Raw genomic sequence first — 1,776 nt, forward strand, 5'->3', positions numbered from 1 at the left:
AACTTTCGATCCAAGCGTTCCACCCAAGACTTATCGAGGGTAAAGCGATCCAATTGCATCCACTGGTATGTTCTGCGTTCAACGCCGACTTCGATGGGGATCAAATGGCGGTACACGTACCACTTTCAGATGAAGCTATAGCTGAAGCTAAAGTATTGATGCTTGCATCAATGAACATTTTGCTTCCAGCATCAGGTAAGGCGATAGCCGTACCTTCACAGGATATGATTTTAGGTCTTTATTACCTAACACTTGAGAAAAATGATGTAAAAGGTGAGCATAAACTTTTTGCAAACGTAGAAGAAGTTGAAATTGCATTTGAACAAAATGCACTTGACCTCAATGCACGTATCAGAACAGTCATTGAAGGGCATATTGCAAAATCAACTGCAGGTAGATTGATCTTAAAATCAATTATCCCTGATTATGTACCGGAAAAATACTGGAACAAAGTATTGAAGAAAAAAGATATCGGTACATTGGTTGACTACATCTATAAAATAGGTGGTGTTTCAGAAACTGCAGGTTTCCTTGATAATCTTAAGGATATGGGTTTCAAATATGCAACTAAAGTAGGGGTTTCTATCTCTGTTGATGATATTAAGATCCCTGACCTTAAAGATGGAATGGTTGTTTCTGCTAAAGCAGAAGTTAAAGAGATCCAGAGACAATTTGGTGCGGGTCTTTTAACCGATCAAGAACGTTATAACAAAATTATCGATATCTGGACAGATGCGAACAATGGTATTGCTGAAGAACTTATGAGTCTTATTAAGTCAGATAAAGATGGATTTAACTCAGTACACATGATGGCAGACTCCGGGGCAAGAGGTTCAGCGGCACAGATCAGACAACTTTCTGGTATGAGGGGTCTTATGGCGAAATCAGATGGTTCGATCATTGAAACACCTATTACGTCAAACTTCCGTGAAGGTCTTAATGTACTCGAGTACTTTATTTCAACGCACGGTGCGAGAAAAGGTCTTGCCGATACAGCACTTAAGACAGCGAATGCGGGTTACTTAACAAGAAAACTGATCGATGTTGCACAGAATGTGAAGATCGCTATGACAGATTGTGGAACGCACGAAGGTGTAGAAGTGTCTGATATCGTTGTTGGTAATGAGATGATCGAGCCATTGGCAGATCGTATATATGGTAGAGTACTTGCTGCAGATGTTATTGATCCTATTACTTCTGAAGTACTTGTAAGCGAAGGTACGATGATAGATGAAGAGACTGCTTCAAGAGTCCAAGATGCAGGAGTACGTTTAGTGGTTATGAGAGCGCCATCAACATGTAAAGCACCAAAAGGTATCTGTGCGAAATGTTATGGTCTGAATATGGCTGATAACAGAATGGTTAAACGTGGAGAAGCTGTAGGTGTTATTGCAGCACAATCTATTGGTGAGCCAGGTACACAGCTTACATTACGTACATTCCACACGGGTGGTACGGCAACAGCAGGGAAAGAAGATAGACAAGTTATCGCAAGTAAAGAAGGTTTCATTAGATACTATAACCTGAATGTATATCGTAACAGAGATGGTAACCTTATCGTTGCAAACAGAAGAAACGCAGGTGTTCTTTTGGTTGAACCTAAGATCAAAGCAGTGGTAGACGGTACACTTTCTCTTGTTGTGACACATGACGAGTATGTGATCTCTGTAAATCCAGCCAGTGCAGATGAAGTGAAGTATAACCTTAGAAAATCTGATGTGGCTAAATCAAATGAACTTGCAGGTGTTGCAGGTAAAGTTGAAGGAAAACTTTTCT

At 40.3% G+C, this 1,776-nt stretch carries 1 pseudogene; it reads left to right on the forward strand.

Annotated elements, in window-relative coordinates:
• Positions 1–1,776: pseudogene (locus tag ABYK33_RS15730) on the forward strand (DNA-directed RNA polymerase subunit beta'); the annotation flags it as partial.

It is taken from the genome of Sulfurovum sp. (assembly GCF_041562805.1).
Lineage (GTDB): Bacteria > Campylobacterota > Campylobacteria > Campylobacterales > Sulfurovaceae > Sulfurovum.